The organism is Alteromonas sp. S015 (assembly GCF_036864485.1).
Classification (GTDB): domain Bacteria; phylum Pseudomonadota; class Gammaproteobacteria; order Enterobacterales; family Alteromonadaceae; genus Alteromonas.
Window position 1 is genome coordinate 153,913 of sequence record NZ_JAZETO010000009.1, and the last position, 24,121, is coordinate 178,033.

The following is a 24,121-nucleotide window of genomic DNA, read 5'->3' on the forward strand; positions in this document are numbered from 1 at the left end:
TCATGAAGTTTGACGTTTCTAAACTTAAAGAACTGAATGAACTCGATTTTGAACAAATTGCTATTTGGCCAAACGAAGTTCGCATCGTGGTTGCTGCGTTTGTCGCAATAGTAGTAGGCGCGTTAAGCTACTACATGTTAATAAGCGCCAAGTTACCTATTAAAGATGCCGCTGAACTAAAAGAGCAAGAGCTCAAACTACAGTTTGAAGCTAAGTACCGTATTGCCGCTAATTTAGAAGCCTACCAAGCGCAGCTTGCACAAATCAAAAAAGACTTCTCATCGATGCTAAAAAGTTTGCCAACCAGCAACGAAACGCCGGGATTGCTTGACGATATAACCTATGTTGGTACCTCGTCAGGACTCACGTTCGAGCTGCTTAATTGGCAACAAGAAATACCCAAAGAGTTTTACACGGAACTGCCTATCGAAATGGAAGTAAGTGGGGACTATCACAACTTTGGCGAGTTCGTTTCTAAGGTGGCGGATTTACCTCGTATCGTCACACTTCACGATTTTGACATAAAGCGTGAAGCAAGTGGTCTTTCGCTGAAACTTCAAGCGAAAACCTATCGTTCGGAAAATTCATCAGACATTGCAGGAGATAAATAATGAGTCGTTCGTTTTTATCTCTTTTCACTATATTACTTGTTACGGGCTGTTCCCCTAAACTCGACGATTTACAGGCGTATACTCAAAGTGTTAAAGAACGCGCTCAGCCTCAAATTGAGCCGTATCCAGAATTCAAAGCTCACCCCCCTTTTAGCTATTCGGCCAGCGCGTTGAGAAGTCCTTTTGATCGTCCACAAAATAATACCGCACCAGTCGTAAAAGCACGGGTAGAAAACTGTTTACAACCAAACTTCCAACGCCCTAAAGACGCTTTGGAGGCCTATGGTGTGGACGCCCTTGCGTTAACCGGAAACTTTGCCGTTAAAGGAGAGCAGTGGGCATTATTGGAAAGTAACGATGGCGTACTACACAAAGCCAAAGTAGGGAGTCGAATCGGCTTGTTTTATGGCAAAATTATGGAAATTAGCACCAACTCAATTACTATTCAACAGTTATTACCTGATGGTGCAGGCTGCTGGCAAAGGAAAACAACAACAATGACTACAGCATCGAAGGCGGGAGAGTAAGCATGGCCGAACGATACATATTTAAAAAATCTCTGAATCGTAGAACGCCTAGATGGTATTGGCTAGCCTTGGCTGTGGCTACAGTATTTTCGTTTACTTTATTTGTCTCGCCATTGAAAGCTCAAGAGCCTTTATTAGTCGACCCTGATGGCAAACGAAATGCCTCAACAGCTTTTACTACAGTCACAAACATCGACTTTACTCAAGCGGCTAACAATACCGCCGTAACGCTCGTAAGTTTCGAGGGCCAAGATCCAAAACTACAGCTTATTGAGTCACAGGGAAAAGTGTCGCTAACCTTGCCCGACACCGAACTTGGTGAAAATCAATTGGTAGAACTTAACGTTGCTGATTTCGGCACCTTAGTTTCTACCATTGAAACATTTGAAGATGAAGATGGCGCTCGTATTGAAGTTAATTATTCCGGACCCGTAACGGTTCAAAATACCGTCGAGGACGGCGTGATACGCATGGCGATAACGCCAATGGACAGTGCGCAGCAAGATGCCTTGGAAGCTGAAAAGGTATACACAGGCGATCCCATTTCTCTTGATTTTCAAGATGTACCTGTAAGACAAGTTCTACAGATAATTGCACAGGTTAATGGCTTTAACTTGGTTACTACCGATACAGTTACAGGAAACGTAACGATAAGTTTGTCAGGCGTTCCATGGGACCAAGCACTTGATATGATTCTGCGCGTTAAAGGCCTGGACAAGCGATTAGAGGGTAATATTTTATTAATTGCACCGGCTGAAGAGCTATCGGCTCGTGAAACCCAAGCCCTCCAGTCTAAAAAGCAAGTTTCAGATTTAGCGCCTCTTCATACAGTCAATATTCCTGTTAACTATGCAAAAGCTGCTGCACTGGCCACGATTTTGAAATCGACGGAGGGCGGGATCTTATCTGAACGAGGCGGTGTTACCGTAGACGAGCGAACCAACACTTTACTTATTCGCGACACGTTAGCATCTATTGATGAAGCAAGAAAAACCATCAATGCCTTAGATATTCCAGTAAAACAAGTGCTAATTGAGAGCCGAATGGTTACTGTACTTGACGATGTTGGCGAGCAGCTTGGGGTCCGCTGGGGGTTCAGCGACCGTCAAGACGATAATGGTGTGTCGGGTAGCATTGAGGGTGCTGACACCATAGCCGGTGGCGTAGTGCCTAGTATTGATAATCGCCTCAACGTAAATCTCCCTGTTACCAGCGCCGCCGGTAGCATTGGTTTTCAAATTGCGAGTCTTGTAGACGGCACTATATTGGACCTTGAGCTTTCTGCGTTGGAATCAGAAAACAAAGGCGAAATTATAGCCAGCCCTCGAATTACGGTTGCTAACCAGCATGAAGCTTACATTGAACAAGGTACGGAAATACCCTACGTGCAAGCAACGTCAAGCGGTGCGACTTCGGTAGAGTTCAAAAAAGCCGTGTTGTCACTGAAAGTTACGCCGCATATTACGCCTGATAATCGCATCATCTTAGACTTAGTTGTAACCCAAGACACCCGCGGCGAAACCGTTTCCACATCTACAGGTGATGCTGTTGCTATTGATACCCAAGAAATTAAAACGCAGGTTTTAGTAGAAAACGGTGAAACCATTGTATTAGGTGGAATATTCCAACAAACCAGCTCAGATGGTGTGAAAAAAGTGCCTTTATTTGGTGATTTGCCTGTCGTTGGGGCCTTATTTAGGAACTCGTCACAGCTTCAGCAAAAGCGAGAACTGCTTATCTTTGTTACACCCAAGATAGTCACTGAAAGACCTTAATCTTCATTTTTTACTTTCAAAAAAGCGCATCTTGGTGCGCTTTTTTGGGTTTTCAGCCCTTTTTTGTAACTAAATTTACAGGTATACGCTATTTGTTGGTAACAAAACTTGCAACGACTTGCATGAAACTGAGATAATCCCCGCCTCGAAATTTAAGCGAGGTTTAAGGAGTGGTGCTTATTGGACACTAAATAGGCACGAGTCAATGGGTAGGCTGGTAAGGCAACAGTGCACTGCCCCTAACATGATTAAGTTGTGATATAAGCAAATATGGCTGAAAAACGTAATATCTTTTTAGTTGGCCCAATGGGTGCTGGCAAAAGTACCATCGGTAGACATCTGGCAGACGAACTTCACCTAGACTTTTTTGATTCGGATCAGGAAATTGAGCGCCGCACGGGTGCAGACATTGCATGGATCTTCGATATCGAAGGCGAAGACGGCTTCCGTAAACGCGAAGAAAATGTCATTAACGATTTGACAGATAAGCAAGGTATTGTACTTGCTACTGGCGGCGGTTCTATTGTAACTAAAGCAGTGCGTAATCGTTTATCTGCCCGTGGTATTGTTGTTTATTTACAAACGACAATCGATAAGCAAGTTGCCCGTACACAACGCGACAAACGTCGTCCTTTGCTGCAAAACGAAGATCCAGAACAAGTACTTCGCGATCTTGCAGAAATGCGCAACCCGCTTTACGAAGAAGTCGCTGATTATATCGTTGATACAGACGACCAAAGCGCGCGTGCTGTGGCAAATCAGATTATCAGTAAAATTGGTTTATAAATTAAATATGTAATAGGAGGTGCTACGCCAATGTCAACCTTAACTGTGGAACTTGGAGAACGTAGCTATCCTATACAGATAGAGGCTGGGCTGCTTTCGCAACCTGGCCTTTTTAGTGTATATATAAAAGGCCCACTTGCCGTTATTGTAACTAACGAAACTGTCGCCCCACTTTATTTAGAAACCGTCAAGGCAGCGTGTGGAGATGTTCAAATTGAAACCATTGTTTTACCTGACGGCGAACAATATAAGAACTTAGAACAATTCGAAGTAGTCATGACACGACTTCTCGAACTAAATGCAGCACGAGATACAACGCTTATCGCACTTGGCGGGGGCGTGATTGGTGACCTTACGGGCTTTGTTGCGGCCACATACCAACGCGGCGTGCCCTTCATTCAGGTCCCTACGACTTTGCTTTCTCAGGTAGACTCATCGGTTGGTGGGAAAACCGCAGTAAACCATCCGCTCGGTAAAAACATGATTGGTGCGTTTTACCAACCGGTTTACGTGGCCATTGATACTGATACCCTCGCTACATTACCCGCAAGAGAGTTTGCTGCCGGTATGGCAGAAGTTATTAAATACGGCATCATTTACGATGCCCCGTTTTTTAGGTGGCTTGAAGATAACGTTGACGCACTTACGTCGCTTGATACTGAAATCCTTACCCAAGCCATCTCGCGCTGCTGCGAAATCAAAGCAGATGTGGTAGCAAAGGATGAACGTGAGGGTGGTTTACGCGCCATTCTTAACCTTGGGCACACCTTTGGTCACGCTATTGAAGCCGAACAAGGCTACGGTAATTGGCTGCATGGCGAAGCGGTGGCCGCTGGTACTATAATTGCTTGTAAAGCTGCTGAAGCGTTAACGTGGTTTGAAGCGTCAGAAACACGACGCGTATCTTCGCTATTTGAAGCATTTGCTTTACCTGTTGCAGGTCCAAATAGTATGGCAAAGGATGACTACGTTAAGCATATGAAACGCGATAAAAAAGTGGAAGCAGGCAGTATTCGATTTGTGCTTCCTCAAGGCATAGGCAAAGCGGTTGTTACCAAAGACGTCACGGACGCGATTCTTACTGACATCCTCTCTTAGTCTTTAGCCCTCGCGACAACCAAGCAACGCGTCTATCTTGACTTCCTACGTTAATTGAAATCATGAAACGGTGCGTTGCAGGACAATTTTTTAAAGCAACGGTGAATAAGGGCAAACTCCCATGCAAAGTGAACTGCATGAACGTTTGGAATATTTGGTCAATTACTCTTCTCAGCTGATTTTTGTCAGCGGTGAGTCTATTGCTCAACAACAAAAGACCCTTGAAGCCTTTGTCTTCCAGCAGCACGATGATACCGAGATCGCGTATTTAACGGCGCAAGAAAATATGGAGCCCTCCGACTACCGTCGACAGCTTTGTCGGCAGCTTCTAGGTCAAGTAGTAGGTAGCTTCGTTAGGCCTCTAAACGAACTACTTTCAGATCTAAATAGCCACGAAGGTCCAATTCTTATAGCCATCACGCAAGCTCATAATCTCCCCGATGCGCTGTTGCAGGAGCTATGGGATCTGGTGCTTCAAAGCCGATTTGCTGGTAACAAACAGCATCTAAATGTACTTTTGTTTGCAAATAACGAGTGGGCAGAGCGCGCCAAGCAGTGGCTTCCTGCAAAGAATACAGAAACCCCACTTATAATTAGCAGTCAGTCAGTCATTAGCGAACAGCCTAACTTCGAGTCAGAGCTCGACAAAATGATTGCCTCACGTCGCGAAGCTTTTCAGGCTCATCTAGAAAATAGACAACGTGAAAACACACAAACCTTTGTTAACCCGTTAAAGACAAAGTGGTTTTATATCACTCTTATATGTGTATTTCTCGCTACATTTTCTGGCCTTATTTACTGGCAGTACGGTGATAAATTAGCATCGATTTTTGCACCTATTAACCAGTCCTTACCGGAAGCTGAGACAACGCAAGTTGAGCCTGGCTCTGCTTATAGCAAGCTTATAGGCAGTGGTGAACCAGAAGAGAGCGAGATAGCTGTGGCATCAAACGCAACGATTCAACCTAACAGCCAAATAAGTAACGTAGAGCTTGTTTCCTCGCCAAATGATAACGAAGAAAAAGTGGGGGAGCCCCTAAAAAGCGAATTGCCAGAAGAGGGGCTGTTGATTACCAACTGGGAAAGTGCGGTTTCATCCCTGCATGAAGCCACGCCGTCTTTAGCACAGGAAGACAAGAACAAGTCAGAAATTGCCACAATTGAAAGTAGTGCGACTGATTCCAGCGGCACCACGGTCGCTAGCAACAGCGCACTAAATCCCCAGGAACCGGCTCAAGGGACACAAATTAGTACCTCAGACGCCAATGACAACGTAGCGCCAAGTTCGGTAGTCCGTACACAAGATCAGGAAAGCTGGATTGGTGAGAATGACTACGCTATACAACTATTAGCCATGAAGAATGAATCAGTGCTTAATGAATTTCTACGCGAAAACAAGCTTACTGAGCAAACACGAATTTATAAAACTATGCGTTATGGTGGCGAGTGGTTCGTGGTCGTTGACAAGCGAATCTTTGCTTCGCTATCTCAAGCGCAACAAGCACGAACAGATTTACCCGAATATCCAGGTAAACAAAATGCTTTTATAAAGCGAGGAAACCAAATCCTCTCGGAGATGAGTAAAGCGCAAAATTAAGTCATTTTGCAACCGGGTGGCCATAATATTTCCAGTAAATGAGCAAAATTCTGTTCTTGCGGCACTTGTTGGTTGTCCGTTTTACTGATGAAAGTTACAATCTATTTTTAGCGTGGTGATATCTGATACTGTTCAACATAAAAGTAGAAAGACGACCCTTTCCCTTGGAACGGCGGCGCACGAAAAAAACCACCGTCTTCATTCCGTCTAGGTAGTAACGTTTAAGCATGATGCAGAAAAAAAACCGGGCTTTTTTAAAATGGGCCGGTGGCAAATACAGCTTGGTTGAGCATATTCAGGCCAGATTACCGCAAGCCAATAAACTGATAGAGCCGTTTGTTGGTGCCGGATCTGTATTTTTGAATACGCAATATAAACGCTACTTGCTTAATGACATCAACCCAGATCTCATTAATCTCTACAACTTTCTTAAAGCACAACCCGACGCACTGATTAATGATGCACGCACATTCTTCGACGGAAAGCGCAATGAAGAAAAAATGTATTACGCGTTACGGGAAGAGTTTAATGCCACAGAAGACGAATATTACCGCGCCATTCTTTTTCTCTATTTGAACCGCCACGGTTACAACGGATTATGTCGTTACAGCCTTCAAGGCCGTTTTAATGTACCTTTCGGTCGCTACAAGAAGCCTTACTTTCCAGAAGACGAGATGTTTGTATTTTCTGAAAAGTCACAAAAAGCGACGTTTACCTGCCTTCCCTTTGAAAAAGTATTCTCTAGAGCCAGACGTGGTAACGTTATATATTGTGATCCACCGTATGCTCCTATCAGTAAAACCGCAGCGTTTACCAGCTACGCTGCGCGAAGCTTCGGACAAGAATCACAAGAAAAGCTGGCTGAACTCGCCTCCCGCGCGTCTAAAAAGCGAGGTATTCCAGTTCTCATCTCTAACCACGATTTACCGTTGACTCGATCGCTTTATCACGGCGCAGATTTTAGTATGCTGTCAGTTAAGCGCTCTATAAGTCAAAACGGCGCGAAGCGTCTCCCCGTAGATGAGATTTTGGCTTACTTTCCCCCTGCTAAAGTAGTACCAAAGCGAAATATTCGTAAAAAGAAGACGTGTCCACACCCTTCACGCTAGTGATTGATATCTGAAAGACATCTGTTGGGAATCTCTGCCTAGCTGGCACACCACTTACTTTACATGCGTTACGCTATGCGCTGTAACCCGTATACCATTTTACAAATATAAAGAGCGACACGACGAACAGCACCACCAAGAGTACGCCAATCACGGCGAAACTGATGAAAGTGCCTTTGGTAAAGTCTCGTTCGTAGTTTTTATGACTTTGAACACCGAATAGGCTAGCGATTACACTACCTAGTACTGACCAAAAACCAGTGCCAGATTGCATCACTTTCCCCTAAGCGTCGTTAGCGGGTGAAGTGAAATCGCGATTACTTTCGTCGTTGTGCATCAACTCAAGCAAATCTAAAAAGTGAAATTGAAATGATAAAGATTTCCCTGCAATCCATGACAGCCAGCTAACTTCTTCAACACCCTCTTGATGGCGGGCACACTGGTTTTGAATATGGCTTGCGGGCAACTTGGGGTTGAATTCCGTAACAGGCTGGAATTCACATACTGACGAGTGAGAATTTGGCGTACTTGTAACTGCAACACTAAAAAGCGCTACCGCTCCGCAAATCGCAAAAAAGGGGAGAACTTTCATCCTGAATACTCCTTACACTCGGTTAAAAATCCATCTCATTATAATCAAAAGTAGGTTATGAACAAGTTAAAATTGCGTTGCTTATGATATGAAAAGCCTAATGAAGTCACATTAGGCTTTTAGTACACAACGTTTTATTAAAGGCCATCCAATGGCCTCTACAAGGTAGTTATAGTTCGAAGTCTACTGAATAAGCCACTGTGAACTTAACTGCGTCGTTATCAAATTCGTCGTCACCACCCATATCGTCTAGATCGGTACCTGTAATAGCGAAACTAAAGCCATCTTTCGACAGTGAAATACCGTAATCAACGTAGCCTTCAACAGTGTTGAACGCTTCTGCAAAGTCACCTTCGTGGTAACCTACGTGGAAGCCAAGCTCTGTGCCATTTAGAATTTCCATGCTGTAATCAAGCGATGTGTAAGACGCTTGTGCAAAGCCAAAGTCTTTCCCTTCAGGTTCATCGGCTTCAGTGTGTGCTAGCAGGTAAACCGTTAGGCTCAACCCGCCCATACCTACAGAGCCATAAACTTCTGCAAAATCGAAGTTTGCTTCGTCATCGTAGTTGTAGTAGAGGTAGCCAAAGTCATAAGCAATGCCGTCAGACTCACCTGAGAAACCGAAGTACATATCGTGCTCGTATGAATATTCGTCACCTGCTCCGTAGTTAACGTTAGATGCCCACGTACCCGCATAAAAACCACTTTCATGCGCATAATCGATACCACCCTGTACTGCGGCTTCGTTGGTTGTTTGTGTTAGACCACGCCAAATGTAGTTACTCGTGGCGCTCGCATTCGCTGTAAATGCGCCTTCTGCATAACTAGGCATGGCTGTTAACAGACACGCTGAAGAAATAGCAGCGGCAAGTATTGTTCTTTTTGTAGATGTTTTCATGTGTGTTCTCCAGTCAAATTCAAACTTGTTGTAATTCGTTTTTTCTGTCTGTGTTTTCTTTTTGGACTGGATAACGCAAAGTTGATGCCCATTTATGGTTCATCAAAAAAGTTCACGAAAAACAAAATAACCAATTGAAATAAAATAAATTTTTTAATTAATGAAATCAACAGACTTTTATAAAGACTAAAAAGCACTGCATAAAAATGCACCAATGTAACGCACACTCACCAAAATTGGGCAATACACTGAGAAAGTCTGTTTATCTTAAATTTTTGTGAAATTAACGCTGTTTCCCCCTTCGCATAGTAAAGAAGCACGGATTTGGGTAAACTTTCGCAAAGGTGAAACGTAAGTGGCAACGCACTCTGTTGTTTTTAGAATGAAAGGACATGCAATGAAACCATTCCTAATTGCTCCATCGATACTATCGGCCAATTTCGCTCGACTTGGCGAAGACGTAGAAAAGGTATTAGAGGCTGGTGCTGATGTAGTGCATTTCGATGTAATGGATAACCACTATGTACCCAACCTTACGTTTGGGCCAATGATTTGCGAGGCGTTAAGAAACTACGGCATTGCCGCACCTATCGACGTACACCTCATGGTTAAACCTGTCGATGATCTCATTGAGAAATTTGCGAATGCAGGGGCTAGTTATATTAGCTTTCACCCAGAAGCTTCAGAGCACATAGATCGTTCACTACAGCTTATTATCGATGCAGGTTGCAAGCCGGGACTCGTATTTAACCCAGCTACGCCACTCCATTACCTTGACCACGTTATGGACAAGCTGCATCACATTCTTATTATGTCGGTTAACCCTGGCTTTGGTGGTCAAAAGTTTATTCCAAGCACCTTAGATAAAGTACGCGCTGTAAGGCAGCGTGTGTTAGAAAGTGGCTACGATATTCGAATTGAAATTGACGGTGGCGTAAAAGTCGATAACATTCGCGAAATAGCGGAAGCAGGTGCGGACATGTTTGTGGCTGGTTCGGCTATTTTTTCTCAACCCGATTACAGCGATGTCATTAAACAAATGCGCAATGAACTAGCGTCGCTGTCTAAAGCATAGTTTTTGAAACTTAATTTTCTCAAGCTTTATTTTCACAGTATTTAACGTATTACAGGTAAAAAAGAAATGAGTAATAAACCCGTTGTATTAAGTGGCTGTCAGCCTTCAGGACAACTTACCCTTGGCAATTATATGGGTGCACTTAAACAGTGGGTTTCCATGCAAGACGACCACGACTGTCTGTATATGATAGTAGATTTGCATGCCATCACCGTTCGACAAGATCCTAAGCAGCTAGCTGAAGCTTGTTTAGACGGCCTTTCTCTTTATCTTGCTTGTGGTATAGATCCACAAAAAAGTACGCTGTTTTTGCAATCGCACGTGCCAGAACATGCCCAGTTATCTTGGGTCTTAAATTGCTATGCCCAAATGGGTGAGCTAAATCGCATGACACAATTTAAAGATAAGTCTGCAAAAAACGAAAATAATATTAATGTGGGCTTGTACAGCTACCCCGTGCTTCAAGCAGCCGATATCTTGCTTTATCAAGCGGATAAAGTCCCCGTAGGTGAGGACCAAAAACAGCACCTTGAGTTAACACGCGATATCGCAACACGAGTAAATAACTTGTACGGCGACGTATTTCGTTTACCAGATCCCTACATTCCAGAGTTTGGTGCTCGTATCATGAGCCTACAAGAGCCGGAAAAGAAAATGTCAAAGTCGGACAACAATCCAAATAACTTCATTGGCTTATTGGAAGAACCTAAAAAGCTGGCTAAGAAAATAAAACGTGCAGTCACTGACTCTGACGAACAAGCTAATATCTATTTCAATCCAACTGAAAAGCCTGGCGTGTCAAACTTACTGACCCTGCTTTCACTGGCAACAGGCAAACCCATTAAAGAACTTGAACCTGAGTACACCGACAAAATGTATGGCCACCTTAAAGGCGATGTAGCAGATGCTGTGGTTGCGCTACTTGAACCTATTCAGGCGCGCTATGCTGAAATTCGCGCAGACAGAGCATATCTTGACGACGTAATGCGTCAGGGCGCTGAAAAAGCATCAGCGCGGGCGGCGGACACTTTAGCTAAGGTATATAAAGCAGTTGGCTTCATTCCTAAGCCATAGCAACCAAGTTCTTACATCTTGCTCTAAAGCCATGAGGGATACGTTTAATCCTTCATGGTTGCAACCTTTGCAACTTAGATTCACCAAGGATTAGCACTGCTGTGTTGCTGTTAATTGATAACTTCGATTCGTTCACCCATAACCTCGCTCGGTATTTCATAGAGCTTGGCGTAGACGTTAAAGTCGTGCGAAATAACGCCCTAACTATTAGTGATATATCGGACTTAGCGCCCTCAAAGCTAGTTATATCTCCAGGACCATGCACACCTAACGAGGCGGGTATCAGTTTATCTGCAATTAAACATTTCGCCGGCAAAGTCCCTATTCTGGGTGTATGTTTAGGTCATCAAGCAATAGGGCAAGTGTTTGGCGCTAAAGTAGTGGGTGCGCAAGAGATAAAGCATGGAAAAGTTTCATGCCTAACGCACCGCGACAGAGGCCTGTTCAAAGGCCTACCTAACCCGTTTAACGTAACACGGTATCATTCATTAGTGCTAGACCCCGCATCGCTACCGCCCACACTGACGGTTGATGCTTGGTGTGAAACTGCACAGGGTACAAAAGAGATAATGGCGATTTCTCATAGAGACTACCCTATTTGGGGCGTACAGTATCACCCCGAGTCACTGCTTACCGAACACGGTCACAGCGTACTAGAAGCCTTCCTTCATTTTAAAAGCTTAAGTTAATGTGGTTAATGCCGATACGCTTTTTAATAGCGTAGAAGGTTACACTTGAGAGCCAAAATTACTCGCCGTTCACCGATGTGTCGTTTAAATTTTCAGAATTAATAATTCGGTTTAACCGATTCGCTGAATAAGCATTAGGTGGAAAGTCGCGTGCACAATATCAATCATCGCAGGGTAATAAAGCTCCTTTCAAGCCGTAGCTACTAATTTGTTCATTTCTTTAGCGAAAGTAATAAAGGCCCTTGATGTACGATAATATCGCCGTTCACCAGAAAGTTATGACCAAGAGTACTTTCAATATGACAATGGGGGCAATCACACCGCCCACTATAGATGATCGTTTTGAAAATATGCTCATTTCACCCGAGCGAGTACTCAAAATGCTAGGACGAGGCAAGGTGGGAGTAGTAAGCTTCGAGCAATCAGAACAAGGCCATGCCCGTAGGAGGCTCCTTCATGTTGAAAAAGTGGCTATTGAAAACAAGCGTCTTCAAGAGAAAACCGAAGCTTCGTATATTGAATCAGTTAACCACTATCTTCACGAGATCCTACTTGGTGAATTAACAGAGCAGCTGCGCTACACCGGCGAACTCGTTCAACATGTGCTTAACTTACCTGAAAATGTGGGTGAACTTCTTGACGCGCTCTCTGTTAAAGCCTGCTCTGTTTCAAAATTAGAGCCAATTGCCGCGACCATGCCATGGCTTTATGAAGAACTGATAGCCGTTGTAAATACGCCCAGATTTAGGCGAAAAGACTCCCGTGGACGTATCATTGTGGTAGAATCGCTGCGCTCGGCATTGAGCTTTTTAGGTATTGAGAATTTACGCACATTAATACCGTCGCTCATAATAAAGCGCGCCATGCCACAAATTACCGATCCTTACCCGTTGATTAAACAAAAGCTAACGTCTTATGTGACTGGCGTTGCTATAACGGCGAAACGCCTTGCTACGCTCACGGATTTAAACAAAAACCAAGCTTATACCCTTGCTATGCTAAGTAATTTAGGGCGGTGCGTAGTTACAAGACTGTACTTCAAATTGTTTGATAAAATTCAGCTACACTTGCTGCAAGAATGCCAAAAAGACAAAGAACAAAAGCGATATGAAGCCCTTCTTAGAGTGGCTCCGTCAGCTAACCACCTTATTGCCCTACAGCAGGAATTTGCCGATGCAATTAGTGCGGACATTATGGAGTGGATGCGTTTAACACGTTTATCGGTGGCAGAACCCATGCGAGCGTGTGCTGATAACATACCGTCACAGTCAAAAACGCTAAGCAAAGTGCTTCATCAAGCCCGAGCGTACACGCAAATTCGGATGTTGCATCAATTAAAGCTGGTTGAAATGAAGGAAGTAAAGCCTCTGTTAACTGAGCAAAACTACCCTGCTGGTGCACTCGAAAAGCTTAAAGAGATTGATATATTCACTCTGCTTTTGGTGAAAAACGAAGAAAATCACTAAACCCTTGAGGCGTTTTTTAACATGTTAAAGGTCTCAAAGGGCAATACCTAATGATCCGAAAAAATAAACATGACGTTTTTTCACAGTGCTAAATAGGACTGTAAAAGGATCATTTGGACTGAATTTCATACAATTTACTCCGACAAGATTTAAAAAATTTTGTGGATATTCATGCACTCGTTATGCACCTATATCACATTGAGTATATTCCTCTGTTAGATATTGCTGATTGATCGACGCCTTGTATGTCTATCAGTACACTGAAAAGGTGAAACACCCACATTCATTTACGCGTTCTTACTAATACGATGTGAGATAAAATCACCACACAGCCTTCTTCTCAGCGTAAGAAATGATTATTACTTATTGATATAGTCCAGTAGTTAATAGTTATTCACTTTTCCTGCAAATTAAGCCACAGTCCTTATAAATAAAGGGCTACAGCCCTTTACACAGAAGACAAATGTTAAAAAAAATGGCATACTGTAGAACAAATACGATTAGTTTTTATGCGCCCAATTAACGCTTATCGACCAAAGTAGTACTAAAATGTGCTCATCGATTCGACAAGCAAATTCACACAGTGTGATAGGCGCCCAACGCAGAGGTAACAAAGATGAACGTAACTCGCGCTACATTTGATGATGTAATGGTTCCTAACTATAACCCAGCAGGTATGGTACCTGTTCGAGGTGAAGGTTCACGCGTATGGGATCAAGATGGAGCTGAGTACATCGACTTTGCAGGCGGTATTGCAGTAAACGTTTTAGGTCACTGTCATCCAGAGCTAGTGAAAGCCCTTAATGAACAAGGCAGCAAGCTTTGGCACTTAAGCAACGTGTTCACTAACGAGCCAGCCCTTCGTTTAGCTAAAAAGCTAAATGACGCAACGTTTTCAGATAGAGTTTACTTCGCAAACTCAGGCGCAGAAGCGAACGAAGCAGCATTGAAGCTAGCCCGTCGCTGGGCTCTTGATAGCCACGGTGAAGATAAAAGCCAAATCATTGCCTTCAACAAAGGTTTCCACGGCCGTACCTTCTTTACTGTTACAGTAGGTGGTCAAGCGGCTTACTCTGATGGTTTTGGTCCTAAGCCTGGCGCAGTTGATCACTGTGACTACAACGATTTAGCGGCCTTTGAAGCACTCATTTCTGACAAAACCTGCGCGGTAATGATGGAACCGCTTCAGGGTGAAGGCGGAATTATTCCACCTGACGTTGATTTCGTAAAAGGCGTTCGCGAACTTTGTGACAAGCACAACGCATTACTTATTTTTGACGAAGTTCAGTCAGGTGTTGGTCGTACTGGTCACCTTTATGCCTACATGGGTCTTGGCGTAACACCTGATATCCTAACAACTGCTAAATCGCTTGGTGGCGGCTTCCCAATTGGAGCCATGCTTACCACAGCAGAAATCGCTGCACACCTTAAACCAGGTACCCACGGTAGTACTTACGGTGGTAACCCACTGGCCTGTGCTGTTGCGGAAAAAGCGTTAGATATCGTGAACCAGCCAGAAGTGCTTGAAGGTGTACTTAAGAAAGAAGCCCTTTTCCGTGAACTTCTAGGTGCTATTAATGAAAAGTACAACGTATTTGAAGAAGTACGTGGTCAAGGCATGCTGTTAGGTTGTGCGTTAAATGAAAAGTATCAGGGCCGTGCGCGTGACTTCATGATGGCTGCAACTAAAGAGAACCTTATGTGTCTTGTTGCTGGCATGAACGTTATTCGTTTTGCACCTTCACTGGTTATTCCTGATGAAGACATTAAAGAAGGTCTTGCACGTTTTGAACGCGCCGTTGCTGCCGTTGTAAACGCCGAATAATTACAACACGAGTAGCGAACATGAATATCATTCGCCCTATCACGAAGGCCGACTATAACGCGCTTAAAGAAATCGCCGTTGAATCAGGTATTGGCTTTACGTCTTTACCTGTCAACGACGAGTTGCTACAGCGTAAAATTGATCGTGCAGAAATTGCGTTTAACAAACCAAACGTAACCGAACCTGGCGATGAGTCATACTTGTTTGTAATGGAAGATACCACTACCGGGCAGGTAGTCGGAACAACAGGTATTGAAGCGGCTGTCGGTATAGACGATGCGTTCTATCATTACCACCTAAGCAAAGTCGTGCACGCTTCGCGCGAGCTGAACATTCACAATACAGTGGACATTCTAACGTTTTGTAATGACTACACCGGCGTTACTGAGATATGTACCCTGTTTCTTCGCGAACAAGCCCGTGGCGGTATAAACGGCCGCTTCCTTTCAAAGGTTCGATTCTTGTTCATGATGGAGCACCGAGAACGTTTCTCTGAGACTGTTATTGCTGAAATGCGCGGTGTAAGTGACGAAGAAGGGCGTTCACCGTTTTGGGAGTGGTTGGAAACCCATTTCTTCTCGATGGATTTTCCTACTGCCGACTACTTAACCGGCATTGGTAACAAAGTATTCATTGCTGAACTTATGCCAAAGTACCCGATATACGTAAATCTGCTTAGCAAAGAAGCGCAAGAGGTTATTGGCGAAGTACATGAAAAAACTCGTCCTGCACTTCAACTTCTTGAAGAAGAAGGCTTTTCTTGCCGCGGCTACGTAGACATATTCGACGCTGGCCCGACGGTAGAGGCGAATTTGAGCCACATCCGCACGGCTCAGTCGAGTTTAAAACTGCCTGTAGTGATTGACGATAGCGCTGCTGCCCAAGGCCAAACGCATTACATCATTAATACATCAGTATCTGATTTTCGTGCAGTTGCCACCGAGATGACGGTAAGCGAAGAAAAGCAAGTTGCCGTACTATCTCGCCAAGCCGCTGCTGCATTGAATGTCAAAGAGGGAGAGCACGTACGCTTCGCTCCCGTTACATTCAGAGATTAAAAGGACACCCACTATGCTACATACACATTTTATCAACGGTGAATGGGTTGCCGGACAAGGTCATGACTTAACGTCAGTTGACCCTGCAAAAAACGAAGTGATTTGGGAAGGTAAGTCTGCGACAGCCTCTCAAATTGATGACGCAATTAACGCCGCTCGTGCTGCACTTCCAGCGTGGAGCATGAAAACCGTTGAAGAGCGTCTTGAAATTATAAAGGTTTATGGCACTAAGCTAGAAGAAGCTAAAGCGCATCTTGCTAAGGTGATGGCCAAAGAAACAGGCAAACCAGAGTGGGAAACCGCCACTGAAGTTGGCGCCATGATGGGCAAAATTGGTATTTCCGAAAAAGCCTATTTTGAGCGCACGGGCAACGTTGAAAACCCAATGCCTGTAGGTAAAGCCTTCATTCGTCACAAGCCTCACGGCGTTGTTGCCGTATTTGGCCCGTACAATTTCCCTGGCCACCTGCCAAACGGACACATTGTTCCAGCCCTTATTGCAGGAAACACGGTTGTGTTTAAACCAAGCGATTTGACGCCTATGGTTGCACAAGAAATGGTGAAACTGTGGGATGCTGCTGGCCTGCCAGCTGGTGTACTCAATCTAGTACAGGGTGAAGTTGAAACTGGTAAGGCATTGGCGTCGCATAACGACATCGATGGTCTTTTCTTTACGGGTAGCTCACGCACAGGAAAAATCCTGCACGAGCAGTTCGCAGGTCACCCAGGTAAAATCTTGGCTCTTGAAATGGGTGGTAACAACCCACTCATTGTTAAAGATGTGGCTGATGTTGATGCTGCCGTACATGACATCGTTCAATCTGCTTTCATTACGTCCGGTCAGCGCTGTACGTGTGCACGCCGCCTATTCTTACCAGCCAATGCACAGGGTGATGCAATCCTTGCTCGCTTAATCGAAGTGACCAAAAATATTAAGGTGGGTGATTATGACGCTGAAGATCAACCATTTATGGGCGCAATGATATCAAGCAATGCAGCTTCTCTTATGGTGAAAGCGCAGCAAGAGCTTGAAAACCTTGGTGGTAAAGTACTGGTTCGCCTTGAACAAAAAGACGAAAACAAAGGTTTCGCAACACCAGGTATTATCGATGTTACTGACATGCTCGCTTCATTGCCCGACGAAGAGCATTTCGGACCACTACTTAAAGTGATTCGTTACAGCGATTTTGACGCAGCTATCGCAGAAGCGAATAACACCAGCTTTGGCTTATCAGCAGGTCTTCTGGGTGACAACGAAGAAGATTATCGCTACTTCTTCGCGCGTATTCGCGCAGGCATCGTAAACTGGAATAGACCGATTACGGGTGCAAGCAGCGCTGCGCCATTTGGTGGCGTGGGCGACAGTGGTAACCACAGAGCAAGCGCGTTTTATGCAGCCGACTACTGTGCATACCCAGTTGCATCAGTTGAACTTGATAAAGTTACCATGCCAGGTAAATTAAGCCCTGGTTTGTCGATGTAACTTGAGTTTTTCACGTTATAAAAAGGCCGATGCGAGGTTTGTGTCGGCCAGTTTAGAACCAACCCTATACGAACTATTCTTTCAAAATAGTCAACGACACAAAGGACCCTACTACCATGCATAGCAACATCGATACGTTGTTTAGCAACATGTGGGACGATTACGTTACCATCACTCCCTCTGCACATAAAATTCATGCTCTGTTAGCGGGTGAAGAAAACACGAACGACATCGTTAACGACCATGTAGCTTTTCGAACTTTTGCGCTTGATAAAACCCGCTTAGACAAGCTTGCTGCACACTTCTTAGCATTGGGCTATGAAGCTAAAGGCGACTATGACTTTGAAGCGAAAAAGCTGACTGCAAAGCATTTTGAGCACCCTGACGATACTAAACCAAAAGTATTTATTAGCGAGCTTCGTGTAAACGAGCTTTCTGAAACTGCTCAAGCTATTATCAAAAAGATGGTTGATCAAATGCCTGAGACTGTAGTGGATGCAGATAACTTCTTGTACTCGGGTAAGCATTGGGACGTCACTAAAGCAGAATACGACACACTGCTCAACGAATCAGAATACGCGGCGTGGATGGCGGCATGGGGCTTCCGTGCTAACCACTTTACGGTAAGTGTTAACCACTTAACCCGTACTGACGAGCTTACCGACGTAAACACATTGCTTAAAGAAGCAGGCTTTGTGCTAAACACCTCAGGCGGCGAAATTAAAGGTGGTCCAGACGTATTTTTAGCCCAATCGTCAACCATGGCTGACCGTGCTGACGTAGCGTTTAGCGACGAAACTGTTGCAATTCCAAGCTGCTTCTACGAGTTCGCACAGCGCTATGAAATGCCTGACGGCAAGCTTTATAAAGGCTTTGTCGCTGCATCGGCAGATAAAATTTTTGAAAGTACTAATGCAAAATAACCTTGGCGTTTAGTTTCAAAAAAAGCCCATACGGGCTTTTTTCGTTTTAGTGTAAAACGCTGGGTTGTGGCGCGGCGATAATGCCCATCAAAAATGCTAGAGACGCTTTTTACCAGTCCGCATAGATAATTACCGAGCTAATAGCGCCCAAACTTTCGCTAACGGTCGGGCTCAGAGGTATGCCTTGCTAAAAACTGGTCGTAAGGCATGGGCTTATCGAAGTAAAACCCCTGCATTAGCTGAATATCAGCCTGCTCCATGAAGGGTAGATAGGACTCTAATTCAACGCCTTCGGCCACTACATCTATTTGCAAACTCTTTAACATGGCTATCAGGCCATTAAAAAGCGCGTTTGCTTTGCTATCTTGATGAATACCTTGAATTAAGCTTTTATCTACTTTTACCACTTCAAACTGAAAGCTTCGCAAGTAGCTTAAGGATGAAAAGCCAGTACCAAAATCATCAAGAGACAGTCTAAACCCGCGCTCCCTTAACGTATTTAACGCTCTAAGTGCTGATTTTTCATCGCGAATAAAAACAGACTCGGTTAGCTCTAGTTCGATAAATTCAGGGGATACGTGGTTATCCCTACAAATAGACACCGCCTGTTCGGGAAATGCAGGATCGAGCATTTGAGCAGCACTTATATTTACTGACAAAGGAATTGCCTCTCCCTGCTGTGACTCCATTATAGAAATATAATCACAGGCTGCTTCCAGCGCTTGTAAGCCGATGGTGCTATCTAACTTTTGCTCTTCTGCCATGGGAATAAAAACAGCGGGAGATACAACACCGTGCAATCCGGAAATCCAGCGACACAACACTTCACCGCCTTTCAACTTGCTATGTAAGTCGTACTTGCCCTGAATATAAAAATCGAGTAGATGGTTTTCTACCGTTCTTCGCAAGTCATTCACCATACTAACCTGCTGGGTCATACTTTCGTACAGCCCTGGCTCATAAATAAATGCTTGCCCTTTACCAAGTTCTTTTGCTTGGTACATTGCGGCGTCGGCACATTGCACCAAACTTTCAAGGCTATCGCTATGCTCTGGAAATTCAGCAATACCAATACTGGCAGACAGCCTAAGTTCAGTCGTCTTTACCGCGATAACTTCTTCCTCTATTTGGCTGATGAGCCGCGTACAGCGTTCGGCAATCTCCTTTATATCTTGATTAGGTAAAACCGCTATAAATTCATCACCACCCCACCTGCCGACTTCGCCAATGGGGCCAAACATACCGGTAAGAAGTGCTCCGACACGTTGAAGCTCAACATCCCCTCTTTCATGCCCTGCGTTATCATTAATCGCTTTGAAGCCGTCTAGGTCAATAAAGACCAAAATAAAGCACTGTTCCTGCTGAACTAAGTCAGATATAGACTCACGTAGATAACTGCGATTAGAAAGGCCTGTGAGCTCGTCGTGTAATGCCAATTGACGCAGCTTGGCCTCGTTGCGCTTCCTATCGCTGATATCGCGCATAGTAGCAATCAAATAAGACGACGTATATTGGTGGGTCTCAAACAGTGCCACCGAAAGATCGACCGCTTTAACTTCGCCGTTTTGCGCCTTCACTTTGGATTCAAAGCGCACTTGTTTTTTAAGCGCCAATTGCACTTTATCAACTTTGTCAGCAATGAATATTTGATTGAAATCCAGTCCAATACATTGCTCTTTTACAGGCGCAGCGATTAGTCGAATATAAGCATCGTTACATTCCGTGATAATAAGGTCAGGCGAGAGCACCAACATGGGTTCCCGTGAGCTCGCAAAAGCAGATGCCATCAAGTGAAATGATTGTTCAGCTTTTCGTTGTTGGGTAATGTCTTTTGTGGTGCCGACGATATGAAGCGCTTCACCCGAACTCCCTCGCTTTAGCACTCTCCCACGCAACCTCACCCACTGAAAATCGCTGTCGAGCTTTAGACGAAACGAAAACTCTATTCTGTCTCGATTCCCATGCAGTGCCATACTCCAGTGAAACTGTAGGCCGTCTAAATCGTCTTCATGTACTCGTTGCAATAATAAGATGAGTGTTCCAGACCATGTAGATGCGTGCTCTGAATTTAGTGAGAAAGAGCGTATCTCCATTACATCAGTAGCGGCCTCCCAGCTCCAAAACGATTCTTGGGAGGCCCATAGAGCAAGCTCTAGATTCTTCTGAACACGTTGGCTTTGCTGTAATGCTACGTACAGGCTTTGCGTTTTTTCACTTAGTAACGTTTCTGCTTGCTCTCTAGCATTTCGCTCTCGCCTCAAGCGCCTTTCAAGTATCGCAGCACGACTATTTTCAGAGGGCGTGCTATGCGTTGTTCCACCTGACATAACTTGCCTCCGCTAAACGAGAGATATACTAAATTCGTAGGTATGAGGCGTTTCTAGTTGATGAGTTTCTCTTTCAAGGGTGCAGTTATAGTGAGCTGCGGCTGCGTCCATCAAACCTTCTGCTAGAGGATATAATTCTCTCTCAGAATAATATTGTAACCGCATGGTATTATCGGTGCGAGATATCACCTTGAATCGGGGTAGGTCGGCGTCAGGGTATAGCTTCTTAACTTGAACATGAATGTCGCCGTCCAAGTGCTCCAGCATATCCAGCATGCCTTCTGTATTGGCTAGTACATCACCGTGCACTGCACCTAACCTACCAAATAAATAGAAACCAAAATCGTAGAGTAGCTCGTTAGCCGATTTACCCGTTTTCTCCACCAGCACAGCTAACAGGCGCTGCATCTCCTCATACGGGTAATAACCCACTGCGGTATAAGCACCGTCATTTTCTAACTCAGCTTCCATGATGACATCGTCGGCGAACTCCGGTGAAACCTTTTCCTCGAGCATATCGATTAACGATGTAAAAACTATGCCTAGCATGCAACTTCCTCATTTAATCCTTTATTGATTGTAGTTCACCCAAGCACAAGAACAACTTAAACTTTATGACAAATCTTCGGATGTTTCGCCTTTGCTAGATAAAACAACTTCAACGGTATCAACCCGCTGCAATCCGCGCGGTAATTTATTCCCTCTTCGTCCTCTTTCACCCTGATAGTGCGTAAGATCTTCAGCCGTCAGTGTCATATTTCGTTTACCGGCTCCCACTTTAATAGATGCACCATCAGGCACAACAGCAAGTACCTTCACGTATTCTTCACGAGACTGTGACTTTGCAGAGGGAATATTGATTAGCTTGTTGCCCTTTCCTTTTCCTAAACTTGGCAAATCGCGTAGCGGGAACATGAGCATACGACCTTCATTGGAAATGCTTAGGCACCAATCGGAGTCTGGGTTCGTGACCGGCATGGGTTTCATTACTTTCGCTCCAGTAGGCAATGATAAATAAGCCTTGCCCGCCTTATTCTTACTCACCATATCGTTAAACATGCCCACAAAACCGTAGCCTGCATCAGAGCCTACCAGGAATTTGCTTTCGTCATGAGCCATGATGACATGCTGAAACGACTCGCCACCCACAATACTGAAACGTCCAGTAAGCGGTTCGCCCTGACTTCGGGCAGACGGTAAAGCGTGAGCGTCACAAGAGAAAGTTCGGCCCGAACTATCCATAAATACGGCTGGTTGATTACTTTTGCCTTCGGCGCTAGATAAGTAGGCATCGCCTGCTTTGTAGCTTAAACCTTCAGCATCAATATCGTGACCTTTTGCACAGCGTGCCCAGCCTTTTTCTGAAAGTACAACGGTCACAGACTCAGCAGGTACCAGCTCTTTTTCTGACAGTGCTTTAGCTTCACCACGCTCAATAATCGGTGAACGTCTGTCGTCACCGTACTTTTCAGCGTCAGCAAGAATTTCTTTCTTAATTAGCGTTTTAAGACGACGGTCTGAGCCTAGTAGCTGCTGAAGCTTGTCACGCTCTTCTGCCAGCTCATCTTGCTCGCCCTTAATTTTCATTTCTTCTAACTTGGCTAAGTGACGAAGCTTCAACTCTAAAATAGCTTCAGCTTGTGTGTCACTTAGACCGAATCGCGCCATTAACTCTGGCTTTGGTTTGTCGTACGTACGAATAATGTCGATAACTTCATCGATATTCAAAAATGCAATTAACAAACCTTCTAAAATATGTAGGCGCGCTAATACTTTATCCAAGCGGTACTGCAAGCGGCGCGTTACGGTATCTTTTCGGTACTGCAACCATTCAGACAAAATCGTACGTAAGTCCTTCACCTGAGGGCGGCCGTCCAGACCAATCATGTTCAAGTTAACTCGGTAGTTTTTCTCTAAATCAGTAGTCGCAAATAAATGCTGCATTAATTGCGTGACATCAATGCGATTTGAGCGAGGCGTAATCACCAAACGGGTTGGATTTTCATGGTCTGATTCGTCACGAAGATCGCTTACCATAGGTAACTTCTTCGCCTGCATTTGCGCTGCAATTTGCTCTAGAATCTTGGCGCCAGATGCTTGATGTGGTAGAGCGGTAATGACAACATCACCATTCTCTTCTGTATACACTGCACGCATTTTTATTGAGCCCCGCCCTGTTTCGTACAGTTTATGAATATCAGCTTTGGGCGTAATAATTTCTGCTTCAGTGGGATAGTCAGGTCCATTAACGTGCGCTAGCACATCGCTAAGCTCGGCTTTGCTGTTGTCTAGCAACATGGCGCACGCGTTGGCCAACTCTCTTACGTTGTGAGGGGGAATATCGGTCGCCATACCAACTGCAATCCCTGTCACACCGTTAAGTAGAATATGTGGCAAGCGAGCTGGAAGCACACTTGGCTCGTTCAGCGTACCGTCGAAATTAGGCACCCAATCTACTGTACCTTGACCAAGTTCATTTAGTAGCACCTCAGAGAAACGCGAGAGCTTAGCCTCGGTATAACGCATGGCAGCAAACGATTTCGGATCATCCGGCGCCCCCCAGTTTCCTTGCCCATCTACCAAGGGGTAGCGATAAGAGAAAGGCTGAGCCATCAGCACCATTGCTTCATAACACGCGGAGTCGCCGTGAGGATGAAACTTACCTAGTACATCACCTACGGTTCTTGCCGATTTTTTATATTTAGCGTTTGCACTCAAGCCCAAGTCTGACATCGCATAAATAATGCGTCGCTGAACAGGCTTCAAACCATCGGAAATATGTGGAAGTGCACGGTCCATGATGACGTACATGGAATAGTTTAGATAAGCGTCTTCGGTGAAACGTCGAAGAGGAAGTTGCTCTACCCCATCGCGATTAATGATGATCTCGTCACTCATGATAGTTTTTTCGTTTTGTTATTAATACCAATGCGCTCGTGCTTGGAAGGCCGTCATTTGTGGGTAGTTTATAGCGCACCACATAGTGAAAGCTCGCGAGCGTTAAAGGCTATTGTGGGGTAAACCGCATTTGTGTGCAATCCTTGAAACCAATTGTCGCGACTTTTGGCATTGACTCGCTACTCAGATTAAGGGTTTGTTTTGTTATTCTTCGAAGAGAGTGGTTAAATAGCATTAGGCGAAATTCTCCGCTCTAATTTCATCCTTAAGAGTAAATTAAGAAATAACAAAGCCTTAAATAAACGATAAC

21 protein-coding genes are annotated in these 24,121 nt (G+C 44.6%); 15 read left to right on the top strand and 6 right to left on the bottom strand.

Annotation, left to right across the window (positions count from 1 at the left end; all coding sequences use genetic code 11):
* Positions 1–2: 2 nt before the first annotated feature.
* From V7R42_RS17020 to V7R42_RS17050, 7 genes are all read left to right on the top strand, one after another.
* Positions 3–611: a type 4a pilus biogenesis protein PilO gene (locus V7R42_RS17020; RefSeq protein WP_334021513.1), complete on the top strand. Its 609-nt coding sequence runs from the start codon at positions 3–5 to the stop codon at positions 609–611.
* Positions 611–1,138 carry a pilus assembly protein PilP gene (locus V7R42_RS17025; RefSeq protein WP_334021515.1) on the top strand — a complete coding sequence of 176 codons (528 nt, stop codon included), beginning with the start codon at positions 611–613 and terminating at the stop codon, positions 1,136–1,138. The genes V7R42_RS17020 and V7R42_RS17025 overlap by 1 nt, the downstream gene beginning before the upstream one ends.
* A 2-nt stretch (positions 1,139–1,140) precedes the next feature.
* A complete protein-coding gene (locus V7R42_RS17030; RefSeq protein ID WP_334021516.1) occupies positions 1,141–2,913 on the top strand; it encodes a type IV pilus secretin PilQ in 1,773 nt (590 codons plus the stop codon).
* Between the two features lie 270 nt (positions 2,914–3,183).
* The gene (gene aroK / locus V7R42_RS17035) at positions 3,184–3,699 is read left to right on the top strand and encodes a shikimate kinase AroK (RefSeq protein WP_334021517.1); all 516 of its coding nucleotides are present in this window, start codon (positions 3,184–3,186) and stop codon (positions 3,697–3,699) included.
* A 30-nt stretch (positions 3,700–3,729) separates the two neighbouring features.
* Positions 3,730–4,797, top strand: coding sequence for a 3-dehydroquinate synthase (gene aroB / locus V7R42_RS17040; RefSeq protein ID WP_334021518.1), 1,068 nt, complete (start codon positions 3,730–3,732; stop codon positions 4,795–4,797).
* Positions 4,798–4,918: 121 nt separating this feature from the next.
* Positions 4,919–6,394 (top strand): SPOR domain-containing protein, encoded by a 1,476-nt coding sequence (locus V7R42_RS17045; protein ID WP_334021520.1) that lies wholly within the window; start codon positions 4,919–4,921, stop codon positions 6,392–6,394.
* 227 nt (positions 6,395–6,621) lie between these two features.
* Complete coding sequence (locus V7R42_RS17050; protein ID WP_334021521.1) at positions 6,622–7,503, top strand: Dam family site-specific DNA-(adenine-N6)-methyltransferase; 882 nt, start codon at positions 6,622–6,624, stop codon at positions 7,501–7,503.
* Between the two features lie 73 nt (positions 7,504–7,576).
* Here the strand turns inward: V7R42_RS17050 and V7R42_RS17055 are convergent, their stop codons facing one another.
* The 3 genes from V7R42_RS17055 to V7R42_RS17065 form a co-directional block, all read right to left on the bottom strand.
* Positions 7,577–7,777 (bottom strand): DUF2970 domain-containing protein, encoded by a 201-nt coding sequence (locus tag V7R42_RS17055; protein WP_334021522.1) that lies wholly within the window; start codon positions 7,775–7,777, stop codon positions 7,577–7,579.
* 9 nt (positions 7,778–7,786) lie between these two features.
* On the bottom strand, positions 7,787–8,095 hold the full coding sequence (locus V7R42_RS17060) for a hypothetical protein (protein WP_334021524.1): 309 nt from the start codon (positions 8,093–8,095) through the stop codon (positions 7,787–7,789).
* A 169-nt stretch (positions 8,096–8,264) separates the two neighbouring features.
* Positions 8,265–8,993: a TorF family putative porin gene (locus V7R42_RS17065; protein ID WP_334021525.1), complete on the bottom strand. Its 729-nt coding sequence runs from the start codon at positions 8,991–8,993 to the stop codon at positions 8,265–8,267.
* Between the two features lie 397 nt (positions 8,994–9,390).
* Here V7R42_RS17065 and rpe point away from each other — a divergent pair, with 397 nt between their 5' ends.
* The 8 genes from rpe to V7R42_RS17105 all read left to right on the top strand — a co-directional run bounded on the left by rpe (position 9,391) and on the right by V7R42_RS17105 (position 18,586).
* Positions 9,391–10,068 carry a ribulose-phosphate 3-epimerase gene (gene rpe, locus V7R42_RS17070; RefSeq protein WP_334021526.1) on the top strand — a complete coding sequence of 226 codons (678 nt, stop codon included), beginning with the start codon at positions 9,391–9,393 and terminating at the stop codon, positions 10,066–10,068.
* A 66-nt stretch (positions 10,069–10,134) separates the two neighbouring features.
* Complete coding sequence (trpS, locus tag V7R42_RS17075; protein ID WP_334021527.1) at positions 10,135–11,142, top strand: tryptophan--tRNA ligase; 1,008 nt, start codon at positions 10,135–10,137, stop codon at positions 11,140–11,142.
* Positions 11,143–11,243: 101 nt separating this feature from the next.
* A complete protein-coding gene (locus tag V7R42_RS17080; protein ID WP_334021529.1) occupies positions 11,244–11,831 on the top strand; it encodes an anthranilate synthase component II in 588 nt (195 codons plus the stop codon).
* Between the two features lie 245 nt (positions 11,832–12,076).
* On the top strand, positions 12,077–13,297 hold the full coding sequence (locus tag V7R42_RS17085; protein ID WP_334021530.1) for an HDOD domain-containing protein: 1,221 nt from the start codon (positions 12,077–12,079) through the stop codon (positions 13,295–13,297).
* A 616-nt stretch (positions 13,298–13,913) separates the two neighbouring features.
* Positions 13,914–15,122 (top strand): aspartate aminotransferase family protein, encoded by a 1,209-nt coding sequence (locus tag V7R42_RS17090; protein ID WP_334021531.1) that lies wholly within the window; start codon positions 13,914–13,916, stop codon positions 15,120–15,122.
* Positions 15,123–15,142: 20 nt separating this feature from the next.
* The gene (gene astA / locus V7R42_RS17095; RefSeq protein ID WP_334021532.1) at positions 15,143–16,180 is read left to right on the top strand and encodes an arginine N-succinyltransferase; all 1,038 of its coding nucleotides are present in this window, start codon (positions 15,143–15,145) and stop codon (positions 16,178–16,180) included.
* A 13-nt stretch (positions 16,181–16,193) separates the two neighbouring features.
* Entirely contained in the window at positions 16,194–17,663 is a 1,470-nt protein-coding gene (astD, locus tag V7R42_RS17100; protein ID WP_334021535.1) for a succinylglutamate-semialdehyde dehydrogenase, read from the top strand.
* A gap of 116 nt (positions 17,664–17,779) precedes the next feature.
* Positions 17,780–18,586, top strand: coding sequence for a DUF1338 domain-containing protein (locus V7R42_RS17105; protein ID WP_334021536.1), 807 nt, complete (start codon positions 17,780–17,782; stop codon positions 18,584–18,586).
* Between the two features lie 158 nt (positions 18,587–18,744).
* On the opposite strand, the gene V7R42_RS17110 is transcribed toward V7R42_RS17105, so the two are convergent.
* The 3 genes from V7R42_RS17110 to parC form a co-directional block, all read right to left on the bottom strand.
* Positions 18,745–20,913: a putative bifunctional diguanylate cyclase/phosphodiesterase gene (locus V7R42_RS17110; RefSeq protein ID WP_334021537.1), complete on the bottom strand. Its 2,169-nt coding sequence runs from the start codon at positions 20,911–20,913 to the stop codon at positions 18,745–18,747.
* Between the two features lie 12 nt (positions 20,914–20,925).
* Positions 20,926–21,462, bottom strand: a complete 537-nt coding sequence (locus V7R42_RS17115) for a heme NO-binding domain-containing protein (protein ID WP_334021539.1) — start codon at positions 21,460–21,462, stop codon at positions 20,926–20,928.
* Positions 21,463–21,525: 63 nt separating this feature from the next.
* Positions 21,526–23,811: a DNA topoisomerase IV subunit A gene (gene parC / locus V7R42_RS17120; protein WP_334021540.1), complete on the bottom strand. Its 2,286-nt coding sequence runs from the start codon at positions 23,809–23,811 to the stop codon at positions 21,526–21,528.
* Between the last annotated feature and the right edge of the window lie 310 nt (positions 23,812–24,121).

What these genes read in the sequence shown, in the direction of transcription:
- V7R42_RS17020 (WP_334021513.1), top strand. Translation starts at nt 3, where the DNA reads ATGAAGTTTGACGTTTCTAAACTTAAAGAACTGAATGAACTCGATTTT.
- V7R42_RS17025 (WP_334021515.1), top strand. Translation starts at nt 611, where the DNA reads ATGAGTCGTTCGTTTTTATCTCTTTTCACTATATTACTTGTTACGGGC.
- V7R42_RS17030 (WP_334021516.1), top strand. Translation starts at nt 1,141, where the DNA reads ATGGCCGAACGATACATATTTAAAAAATCTCTGAATCGTAGAACGCCT.
- aroK (WP_334021517.1), top strand. Translation starts at nt 3,184, where the DNA reads ATGGCTGAAAAACGTAATATCTTTTTAGTTGGCCCAATGGGTGCTGGC.
- aroB (WP_334021518.1), top strand. Translation starts at nt 3,730, where the DNA reads ATGTCAACCTTAACTGTGGAACTTGGAGAACGTAGCTATCCTATACAG.
- V7R42_RS17045 (WP_334021520.1), top strand. Translation starts at nt 4,919, where the DNA reads ATGCAAAGTGAACTGCATGAACGTTTGGAATATTTGGTCAATTACTCT.
- V7R42_RS17050 (WP_334021521.1), top strand. Translation starts at nt 6,622, where the DNA reads ATGATGCAGAAAAAAAACCGGGCTTTTTTAAAATGGGCCGGTGGCAAA.
- V7R42_RS17055 (WP_334021522.1), bottom strand. Translation starts at nt 7,777, where the DNA reads ATGCAATCTGGCACTGGTTTTTGGTCAGTACTAGGTAGTGTAATCGCT.
- V7R42_RS17060 (WP_334021524.1), bottom strand. Translation starts at nt 8,095, where the DNA reads ATGAAAGTTCTCCCCTTTTTTGCGATTTGCGGAGCGGTAGCGCTTTTT.
- V7R42_RS17065 (WP_334021525.1), bottom strand. Translation starts at nt 8,993, where the DNA reads ATGAAAACATCTACAAAAAGAACAATACTTGCCGCTGCTATTTCTTCA.
- rpe (WP_334021526.1), top strand. Translation starts at nt 9,391, where the DNA reads ATGAAACCATTCCTAATTGCTCCATCGATACTATCGGCCAATTTCGCT.
- trpS (WP_334021527.1), top strand. Translation starts at nt 10,135, where the DNA reads ATGAGTAATAAACCCGTTGTATTAAGTGGCTGTCAGCCTTCAGGACAA.
- V7R42_RS17085 (WP_334021530.1), top strand. Translation starts at nt 12,077, where the DNA reads ATGTACGATAATATCGCCGTTCACCAGAAAGTTATGACCAAGAGTACT.
- V7R42_RS17090 (WP_334021531.1), top strand. Translation starts at nt 13,914, where the DNA reads ATGAACGTAACTCGCGCTACATTTGATGATGTAATGGTTCCTAACTAT.
- astA (WP_334021532.1), top strand. Translation starts at nt 15,143, where the DNA reads ATGAATATCATTCGCCCTATCACGAAGGCCGACTATAACGCGCTTAAA.
- astD (WP_334021535.1), top strand. Translation starts at nt 16,194, where the DNA reads ATGCTACATACACATTTTATCAACGGTGAATGGGTTGCCGGACAAGGT.
- V7R42_RS17105 (WP_334021536.1), top strand. Translation starts at nt 17,780, where the DNA reads ATGCATAGCAACATCGATACGTTGTTTAGCAACATGTGGGACGATTAC.
- V7R42_RS17110 (WP_334021537.1), bottom strand. Translation starts at nt 20,913, where the DNA reads ATGTCAGGTGGAACAACGCATAGCACGCCCTCTGAAAATAGTCGTGCT.
- V7R42_RS17115 (WP_334021539.1), bottom strand. Translation starts at nt 21,462, where the DNA reads ATGCTAGGCATAGTTTTTACATCGTTAATCGATATGCTCGAGGAAAAG.
- parC (WP_334021540.1), bottom strand. Translation starts at nt 23,811, where the DNA reads ATGAGTGACGAGATCATCATTAATCGCGATGGGGTAGAGCAACTTCCT.